The organism is Streptococcus sp. ELY_125, from assembly GCF_058314535.1.
In genome coordinates this window covers 17,592-27,034 of sequence record NZ_JBZFUM010000008.1, presented here as the reverse complement: position 1 = coordinate 27,034, position 9,443 = coordinate 17,592, and the positions used below count along the sequence as shown (strand labels likewise).

General features: G+C 41.3%; 9 protein-coding genes. 3 read left to right on the top strand and 6 right to left on the bottom strand.

Annotated elements, in window-relative coordinates:
- Positions 1-294 precede the first annotated feature (294 nt).
- From nrdF to AC4HAL_RS04810, 3 genes are all read left to right on the top strand, one after another.
- Entirely contained in the window at positions 295-1,254 is a 960-nt protein-coding gene (nrdF, locus tag AC4HAL_RS04820) for a class 1b ribonucleoside-diphosphate reductase subunit beta (protein WP_491093225.1), read from the top strand.
- Between the two features lie 454 nt (positions 1,255-1,708).
- The gene (locus AC4HAL_RS04815; protein ID WP_491093224.1) at positions 1,709-1,882 is read left to right on the top strand and encodes a bacteriocin class II family protein; all 174 of its coding nucleotides are present in this window, start codon (positions 1,709-1,711) and stop codon (positions 1,880-1,882) included.
- A gap of 288 nt (positions 1,883-2,170) precedes the next feature.
- The gene (locus tag AC4HAL_RS04810) at positions 2,171-2,335 is read left to right on the top strand and encodes a bacteriocin class II family protein (RefSeq protein ID WP_491093223.1); all 165 of its coding nucleotides are present in this window, start codon (positions 2,171-2,173) and stop codon (positions 2,333-2,335) included.
- Between the two features lie 117 nt (positions 2,336-2,452).
- On the opposite strand, the gene AC4HAL_RS04805 is transcribed toward AC4HAL_RS04810, so the two are convergent.
- The 6 genes from AC4HAL_RS04805 to recN all read right to left on the bottom strand — a co-directional run bounded on the left by AC4HAL_RS04805 (position 2,453) and on the right by recN (position 9,435).
- The gene (locus AC4HAL_RS04805; RefSeq protein ID WP_491093222.1) at positions 2,453-3,592 is read right to left on the bottom strand and encodes an acetylornithine transaminase; all 1,140 of its coding nucleotides are present in this window, start codon (positions 3,590-3,592) and stop codon (positions 2,453-2,455) included.
- A 1-nt stretch (position 3,593) separates the two neighbouring features.
- On the bottom strand, positions 3,594-4,331 hold the full coding sequence (gene argB / locus AC4HAL_RS04800; protein WP_491093221.1) for an acetylglutamate kinase: 738 nt from the start codon (positions 4,329-4,331) through the stop codon (positions 3,594-3,596).
- A gap of 25 nt (positions 4,332-4,356) precedes the next feature.
- The gene (gene argJ, locus AC4HAL_RS04795; RefSeq protein ID WP_491093220.1) at positions 4,357-5,550 is read right to left on the bottom strand and encodes a bifunctional glutamate N-acetyltransferase/amino-acid acetyltransferase ArgJ; all 1,194 of its coding nucleotides are present in this window, start codon (positions 5,548-5,550) and stop codon (positions 4,357-4,359) included.
- Positions 5,551-5,597: 47 nt separating this feature from the next.
- Positions 5,598-6,620 carry an N-acetyl-gamma-glutamyl-phosphate reductase gene (argC, locus tag AC4HAL_RS04790; RefSeq protein ID WP_491093219.1) on the bottom strand — a complete coding sequence of 341 codons (1,023 nt, stop codon included), beginning with the start codon at positions 6,618-6,620 and terminating at the stop codon, positions 5,598-5,600.
- A gap of 409 nt (positions 6,621-7,029) precedes the next feature.
- On the bottom strand, positions 7,030-7,554 hold the full coding sequence (locus AC4HAL_RS04785; RefSeq protein ID WP_491093218.1) for a DUF6287 domain-containing protein: 525 nt from the start codon (positions 7,552-7,554) through the stop codon (positions 7,030-7,032).
- 219 nt (positions 7,555-7,773) lie between these two features.
- Positions 7,774-9,435, bottom strand: coding sequence for a DNA repair protein RecN (gene recN / locus AC4HAL_RS04780; protein WP_491093217.1), 1,662 nt, complete (start codon positions 9,433-9,435; stop codon positions 7,774-7,776).
- Positions 9,436-9,443 lie beyond the last annotated feature (8 nt).

The window sequence follows — 9,443 nt, the reverse complement described above, 5'->3', positions numbered from 1 at the left end:
GTATTATCGACACCTTCTACTACGTGTCGTAACTCTTTAGACATGGCAAACTTGGAGCTAAAGCTCCTATGTTTGACACGCCAACCGCTATCGGCGGTTTGGCTAGTTCACTTACTAACTTCGTAGAAGGTGTATTATCGACACCTTCTACTATGTGTCGTAACTCTTTAGACAAGGCAAACTTAGAGCTAAAGCTCCTATGTCCGATACGGCAAGCCCTAGGGCGACTTGCCTCGTTTATTTACGAAACTCTTGAATAATATTATCCCCTCTTATCTTAATTTGGAGAAACTCATGACAACCTATTATAAAGCCATTAACTGGAACGAAATTGAAGATTTAATTGACAAGTCAACTTGGGAGAAACTAACCGAGCAATTCTGGCTGGATACACGTATCCCTTTGTCAAATGATTTGGATGACTGGCGCAAGCTACCTGATGAGGAAAAGGATTTAGTCGGCAAGGTTTTCGGGGGTCTAACCCTTTTAGACACTATGCAGTCTGAAACTGGGGTTGAGGCTATTCGTAAGGATGTCCGAACTCCCCACGAAGAAGCCGTCCTTAACAACATCCAATTCATGGAATCTGTTCATGCCAAATCCTACTCATCCATCTTTTCAACCCTGAATACCAAGTCGGAAATTGAAGAGATTTTCGAGTGGACTAACAACAATGAATATCTTCAAAAGAAAGCAGAAATTATTAATGAGATCTACCTCAATGGGAATGCTCTTCAAAAGAAGGTTGCTTCAACTTTCCTAGAGACCTTTCTCTTCTACTCTGGTTTCTTTACCCCCCTCTACTACCTCGGAAACAATAAGCTGTCCAACGTAGCAGAAATCATCAAGCTGATTATCCGTGATGAATCCGTCCATGGAACCTACATTGGCTATAAATTCCAGCTGGGTTTCAATGAATTATCCGAAGAAGAGCAAACTAATTTCCGCGACTGGATGTACGATCTCCTTTATCAACTCTATGAAAACGAAGAGCTCTACACCAAAACTCTCTACGATGGTGTCGGCTGGACCGAAGAAGTCATGACCTTCCTGCGCTACAATGCCAATAAGGCTCTGATGAATCTGGGGCAGGATCCACTCTTCCCAGATACAGCTGACGATGTTAATCCAATTGTCATGAATGGTATTTCAACTGGTACTAGTAACCATGACTTTTTCTCACAGGTCGGAAATGGCTATCTTCTTGGTACTGTAGAAGCTATGCAGGATGATGATTACAATTATGGTTTGTAAGTTCTGTGAGAACTTTTGAAACTTATGACCACTTCCTTCGGTAGTGTTGAGGGGGAAAATGGAAAAATTGGGATTACCAATCTTTAAGTAGCTTGGTATAAGCCAAAAAGCTGTCTGGCCTAATGGTGCAGGCAGTTTTTCTGATTCCAAGTATATGAAAATGCCATAATGATTTCATGTTAGATTAGTCTTGGCTGGCAGATCTACTTTACTATCCAGCTCAGGGATGGATGGCTCGAGTATGAGCTAATTTAAGTGCTACTATCAATTTTTCTCATTTAGTTTCATTTGAAAGAATTTTTGCGCTAAAGTTGATAGAAGATTTCTTCTTTGACGAAACGATTGTTTCCCTCTAACATCAAGTCTTTTGGGGTTTACAAACTGTTTAAAAAATTTTATACTGACTTTGTCAGATAAAAAGTTTGACAGGCTAAGAAGAAAAGGAGTTGATCTTATGAATTCAAAAGCATTTGAACAATTTGACGTGATGGACACTCAGGCTCTGGCAGCTGTAGAAGGCGGGGAATGGTGGAGAACGTATAATTATATAGTATTTGGCCCTCTAGGTGGCTATTTACTTAATGAAGCTACTGACTATAGCATGGAGCATCCCCTTCCAGGTCAATAATATATAATTTTTGACAATAAGTTATAAGATATTGAAAAAGCGTTTGGAATCCTTTGTTCCAAGCGCTTTTTATAGCAAAAAAACTAAGACAGCTGTAAAATTTGATTTTTATAATCTAACTTAATCTATCAAAAATTTTGAACTAGTATGTGTAAAAGTTTTCTTCTTTGACACAAGGATTTTTTTCCTAACATTGGACTATAAGGGGTTCACAGGCTGCTAAAAAAATTCTAAACTAATCTTGTCAGATAAAAAATCTGGCAAATAAGAAGAAATGGAGTTGATCTTATGACAACTAAAGCTTTTGAACAATTTGACGTAATGGATACTCAGGCACTGGTAGCTGTTGAAGGCGGGGACGGAAATGGTTTTGGCCCTTTGCATGAGGCTATAGATTATTACTATATAACCCCACCTCCGATCAATCCTTGGGTACTTGATATGTTTATGTAACTGCTATATTTTCTAGTAATCTTATTTGTATTAAAAAAGTGTTTGGAACCTCTTGTTCCAAACGCTTTTATACTAGGCAGCAGCAATTAAAAACTTGCTGGCCTCTGGTAAGTTTCGCTAACCTTGCTCGGTAAAAATATCTGCCAGAATGGTAACACCTCGATCTATCTCATCTTTGGTCAGGGTCAGCGGCGGCAAAAGTCTGATGACATTGGTTCCCGCTGTCAGGACGATAAGCCCTCTGTCTCGAGCTGCCTCAACCAGCTGGCCTAGATCTGCCGTCGTTTCGATACCGATCATGTAACCAAGTCCACGAATTTGAGTGACTTTAGGATTATCAGCTAAGGCTTTTTTCAATTGGTCTTGGAGATAATTACCATTTTCCCAGACTTGGTCGAAAAAGCCTGCTTCGGTCATCATATCAAGAACAGCTGAACTCGCTGCCATTGCCAATTTATTACCGCCAAAGGTTGACCCGTGACTGCCGTAGGAAAAGGCAGGGGCGAGAGCACTTTTGCCTAGCATGGCACCTGCTGGTAGGCCATTAGCCAGCCCCTTAGCTAGAGTTACAATATCGGGAACAATACCATAATGTTCAAAGGCATAGAGTTTACCAGTCCGTCCCATACCTGTCTGTACCTCATCCACAATCAAAAAGATACCGGCTTTGTGGCAGAGGGCCGCCAGATCTGTGATAAAATCTTCATCAGCTGGAAAGACGCCTGATTCCCCCTGCACCAATTCCAGCATAACAGCAGCAGTTTGATCGCTGACTAGTTTTTTAACAGAAGCAAGATTATTGAACTCAGCATAATGGAAATGGGGAACTGCATCACCGAATCCTTCTTTGATCTTATCCTGACCAGTAGCTGACATAGAGCCAAAGGTACGGCCATGGAAGGAATTTTTAAAGGTGATGATTTCCTGTTTGCCACTGGCTTTACGCGCTATTTTAATAGCAGCCTCGTTGGCCTCTGCCCCGCTATTACAAAAAAATGCAAGGTAATCATAGTCTCCGATCAACTTTTGGGCGACTTCTTCTTGCAGGCTGTTTTGGTAAAGATTGGGAGTATGCCAAATAGCATTAACTTGCTTCTCTAGTGCTGCCTGAACCCGAGGATGAAATCCCAGATTGGTCACACCAATACCCGTTGAAAAATCAAGATAACGTTTGCCTTGGGAATCAATCAAATGATTTCCTTGAGCTTGCACAAATTCAATATCGGCTCGTTTATAGTTTGAAAATAGGGCTGTCATTCTAACTCTCCTTAATGATAGTACCTTTTGTAAGATTATCGCCAATCATGACTTGGGCGACACCTGCAGCTACTGTTTTAGCAGCACTCTGAACCTTGGGGATCATACCGCCAGTGATAACGTTATGAGCAACTTTCTCTTGAATATCATTAGTTAGTAGAGTATCAAGCAGTTGTCCTTCTTCTTTTATCCCTGGGACATCGGTCAGCAAAATTAGCTTTTCAGCTTGTAGTGCAATGGCGATACTGGTCGCTAAATAATCTGCATTGATATTCAAAGAACTGCCATCCAGTTGATAACCAAGTGAGGGAATTAGCGGAATAGCACCCGTCGCTAGAACCCCCTCTAAAATATGAACATGCACCTTGGTCACTTGGCCAACATAGCCATACTTACTCTTATCCAGAAAATCTGCTTCTACTAATTGAGGCAAGTGGTCAACTATCTGTTTGACCATAAGTCCGGACTGAGTGAGGTTGTCTGCTAAGTGTTTTCCGACATAATCTATTAATCCGGCTTCTACTAAAGGCATAGCTCGAGCTGGTGTTACCCTCAGGCCATCGACTGTTTCAATCGGTATCTGCGCCTGCTCCATTAACTGGGAAATCATATAACCGCCGCCGTGGACAATAACTAGAGATTTGTCAGCTCTGATCCACTCTTGTACCTGTTTAATAAAAGCTGCATCTAAACCTTGGCTAGCCTGGCCGCCAATTTTTACCACAATCGTTTTTGACATGTGTTTATCCTTTTTTCTGCTTTGTCTACGTTCTATAGAGGGCATTAATTTTGACATAGTCATAAGACAGGTCACATCCCCAAGCCCGGCCGCTGGCTGACCCTGCATGCATATCAACAGTAATATGGATAGTATCCTGCTGCATAACTTCGTCCATCTCTTCACTGTCAAAAGAAAGGGGGGAAGAAGCCAGCATTACTGGAATTGTATCTAGGTAGATATCTACCTGATTAACTGGTACATCAACTCCTGCATAGCCGATAGCGGCTAAAATACGGCCCCAATTGGGATCTTCACCAAAGATAGCTGTTTTGACAAGGCTGGAACCAACGACGGATTTAGCTAGCATCCGTGCATCAAAAGCGCTGGCTGCTCCCTTAACATCAACCTGAATAAGCTTACTGGCTCCTTCACCATCCTGAGCAATCTTTTTAGCTAGGTCGGCCATGACGTATTCAAGCATGGCTACAAAGCGGTCAAACTCTGGTGTATCAGGCAAGATTTCTTTATTTTTGGCACAGCCGTTAGCAAGGACAAGCACCATATCGTTAGTAGAGGTATCGCCATCGACTGTAATTTGATTAAAGGTAGTCTCTACCTTTTGTGATAGGGCTTGCTGCAAGGTATCGCTGGCAATATTAGCATCACAGGTAATAAAAGCCAGCATAGTTGCCATATTAGGATGAATCATTCCTGAACCCTTAGCAACACCAGCCATCGTTACCACATCCTTACCAAAGTCTTCTGTTACGGCAGCCGTCTTAGTTTTGGTATCTGTCGTCAAAATAGCTCTGGCAAAATCAGCCGCATTGCCATTGATAACGATTTTAGATAAGCCTTTTTTTAGTGTCTCCATCGGGAGCGGGTCACCGATAATGCCAGTTGAAGCGATACCAACCAAATCAGCCTCGATCCCCAATTTTTGAGCAGCTAGGCTTTGCATTTCATAGGCATCTTCCATGCCTTGAAGGCCGGTACAGGAGTTGGCAACTCCGGAATTCACAACAACAGCCTGCATTTGTTTCATCTTGTCGACTGATTGTTTCGTAACGAGTAAAGGAGCAGCAATAACTTTATTAGTTGTATAAACACCCGCAACGCTGGCAGGTGTTTCCGAAACAATCCATCCAAAATCTAGCTTTCTTTTCTTAAAACCTGCATGCAGACCATCGGCTGAAAAGCCAAGAGGACTGGCAATATTACCGTCAATATTTTTCATAGTCAACTTTCTCCAATTCTAAGATAACAATTTTAAACTTTTCACTCTTATAAATAGCTTGGACTTGCCAGAAGGCCATCCGTTTCTGCAAAACCAAAGGCTAGATTCATATTTTGAACAGCCTGACCAGCTGCACCTTTGACTAAATTATCAAGGACTGATACAACGGTTAAAATCTTTGTTACAGGATTATAGGCAAAGCCAATGTCTGTAAAATTAGAGCCTAAGACATCGTGCAAATTAGGCAGAGACGGCTGCAGACGGACAAACACTTTATCACCATAAGTAGCTTGGTAGAGCTGATGAATTTCCTCCTTTGTTACATGCTGCGACATCCTGACATAACAGGTCGCCATAATCCCACGGTTGATAGGAAGAAGCGATGTTGAAAACTGGATATGATCAAACTTAGGATTAAACTTTTTGAGCGCCTGTACAATTTCTGGAATATGCTGATGCTCATTGAGCTTATAAGTCACGTAATTATCATGGACATTAACAAAATGACTGGACTCAGCCAATTTTTTTCCGGCTCCGGTCAAGCCACTCTTGGCATCCACGATGACTGAATCCAAATCAACTTTATCAGACCCGAGCAGAGGGATCAAGGCTAACTCTGTCGCCGTTGCATAGCAGCCGGGGTTTGAAATAAATTTATTAGTACCGGCATTCGTAAACTCAGCTAGAGAATAGGTAAATTTCTCTAAAACCTTGGAGGCCGCTGGCGTCTTACCATACCATTTCTGGTAGTCTTCAGCGGATAGACGATGATCGCCAGATAAATCAATAACAGGAAAATCATTTTCCACAAAGACAGCTGAACTCTCCTTAGCTACGCCGCTGGGAGTCGCCATAAAAACAAGATCAGTATTTTGCATAATATTCATAGCGTCAAAGGGTTGTATTTCTAAGTCACAAATACCTTTAAGGTGAGGATAAAGATCTGACAGTAAGGCCCCAACCTCCTTAGTAGCATGAATAGAAACCACTTGAACCTGACTGTGCTGAGCCAGCAAACGCACTAATTCCAACCCACTGTAACCTGAGACACCAACGATAGCCACCTTCATTTTATTCGCCTCCTATGAATAAATATGTGATAATTTTACAGGATACATGAATATTTGTCAATATTTTTTCGTAAAAAATGAAAATTATGCATTAAAACTAAATTATCCAGCTGATAACAGAAAGCAGAACAGATTGAGTGAAGAGTTGAAGGCAAAAAAAGAGCCTGAAACAGGCACACAATCTGTCTGAGACTCTTGCTTTGTCGCAAATAGCCCCGATCTGCTCCAGATGAGCCATAAATTGCTGAAATGAGGTGATGAGGTCACTAAAGAAAAATTCTTTTAAGCTGATGATCTACTGAAGCTTTTTCATTTAGAGCAAATAGCTGAAATCCACCGCCCAGAATCCAATAAAACGGTATACAAAAAGTGCTGAGCCATAGACCCAGCACAAACTGTTACTACTATATCAGCGATAAAATGGATGATCGTCATCTGCTGTCTCGCTATTAACCAGTACAGCATCAGACTGATAGGTGGCCCCAGTGTATTTGGTCGGTATCCCTGCTGGCACTAAGAAGATACTGACGACCTCACCGTTTTTGGTCTCAAATTGAGCTTCTAAGCGCCCATCTAGAAGTCGAGCATTATAGAGAATCCCCTTACTAACCTTCCCTTTTTTAGTCCTATAGGTTACTTCCCCCGCAGTATCAAAGGTAATACTGGTGCCAGTTCCACTCTTCCATGTTCCAACAACGGAAGAATAATCACCGTTCAAGACACCATCAATGTCTAAGGGTAAAATTTCCCCAGTTGTCTGGGCTACGGGCTGTTCAGATGTTGACGTGTCAGAACTAACCTGTTGCTCTATGGCTCCCAAGGCGAAGGCAATCAAAATCCCTCCTATAATCAGCAAGGCCAGCTGAATATCAAAACGTAAATTTGTTGATGAATTCTTGTTCCCTCTTCTTATACTATTCAATTTATCTATCATTTCTCTGCCACCCCCAATGGATACCTAGCTTTGTAGCTCGGAAACTAGGCTACAAAACAATAGTATTTAAATACTATTTTGGTATAAAATTTTTCTCCCATAAATGCAAAATTTATTATACTATCTCCTTCTTAATTTGACAAGTAGTATTAAAATATTTTTTACCAATACAAAAAAATTAGAGATGGTAATGAAACACCAAACTCTAATTCTATTGTCTTATCGATTTTGCAACAGCTCTTGGGCTTGTGTTAAGGCTGCTTTGGTTAGCTGATCGCCGGCTAACATCTTGGCAATCTCCTCAACACGCTCCTTAGTTGTTAACAAACGAACAGTCGAAACAGTCGATTCTTCTTTGCTTTCTTTTTCAATAAAGAATTGGTAATCTGCTGCTGCAATAACCTGCGGCAGGTGAGAAATAGCTAAAACTTGGCCATGGCTTCCAATCTTATAAATTTTCTGAGCAATGGCTTGCGCTACGCGTCCTGAGACCCCAGTGTCAACCTCATCAAAAACGATACTGGTCTTATCTTCTTTACGAGCAAAGGCGGATTTGATTGCCAGCATCAAACGGGACAGTTCCCCGCCTGAAGCAACCTTGATCAGTGGTTTAAACCCTTCCCCTGGATTAGTTGAAATATAAAATTCAACCTGCTCATTGCCTTCACGACTAAATTTTCCCTTACTAAATTGGACTTGGAAATCGGCCTTGTCCATGTAGAGATCCATCAATTCTCGTTTAATATCAGTTTCTAGCACAGCTGCTAAAGCATGACGCTTCTCACTAAGAAGTTGACTTGAGGCGATCAGTTCTTTTTCTAAAGTTTTTAAGTCTGTCTCCAGATCATCAGATTGCAGGTCATTACCCGTTAGATGGTTATATTCCTTAGTAATAGTATCAAAATAATCTAAAACATCGTCAACACTACCACCGTATTTACGCGTTATAGTGTGGATGATATTAAGTCGATCATCGACTGCATTGAGACGATTTCCATCAAAATCAAGGCCATCTATAATATCCGCTAGGCGCTTGGTTACATCTTCTAGAACATAATAGGATTCTGAAAGATTAGCTGACAGGTCTTTGTAATCTGGATCATATTCTTCCAGCGCCAGCAGATCATTCATAGCTGAACGCACATTAGCTAGGCTTGAGAAATCTTCATTATCGAGCATGGCAAAGGCATTGGTTAGAGTATCAGCAATATGTTTGTGATTAAGCAGCTTGTCACGCTCCTGATTGAGTTTATTATCTTCACCAGATTTAAGATCAGCTGCTTCGATCTCCGCTATCTGAAACTCTAGCATCTCGATACGAGCCTTGTGCTCCTCTTCGTTTTTCTGCTTTTCTAGAACTCGTTTACGCAGCTTCCTGTAGGCATCAAAACTAGACTGATAAGATTTTTTTATAACAAAGAAATCTTCATCTCCGAATTCATCCAGAAGCCTAATATGCTGAGCAGCCTTCATCAGTTCTTCTTGATCGTGCTGACCGTGGATATCAACCAAATATTGCCCGATAGACCGTAAGGTTGATAGGTTAACCATTTGGCCATTGATGCGGCTGATACTGCGGCCATTTTGAAGAATTTCCCGCCTGATAATCAGCTCATCCCCCAATTCAATACCATTATCGTTCAAAGCCTGATTGAGTGCTGGGTTATCCTGAAGGGTAAAAAAACCTTCGATCTCAGCCTTGGCTGCACCGTGACGAATAACTTCGGTATTAGCTCTAGCTCCCAGCATCATATTCATTGCATCGATAATAATAGATTTTCCGGCGCCTGTTTCACCTGTTAAAACCGTCATACCATTGTCAAAATTGAGGGAAATTTCCTCAATAATAGCAAAATTTTTTATGGAAATTTCTAATAGCATAAGTCTCC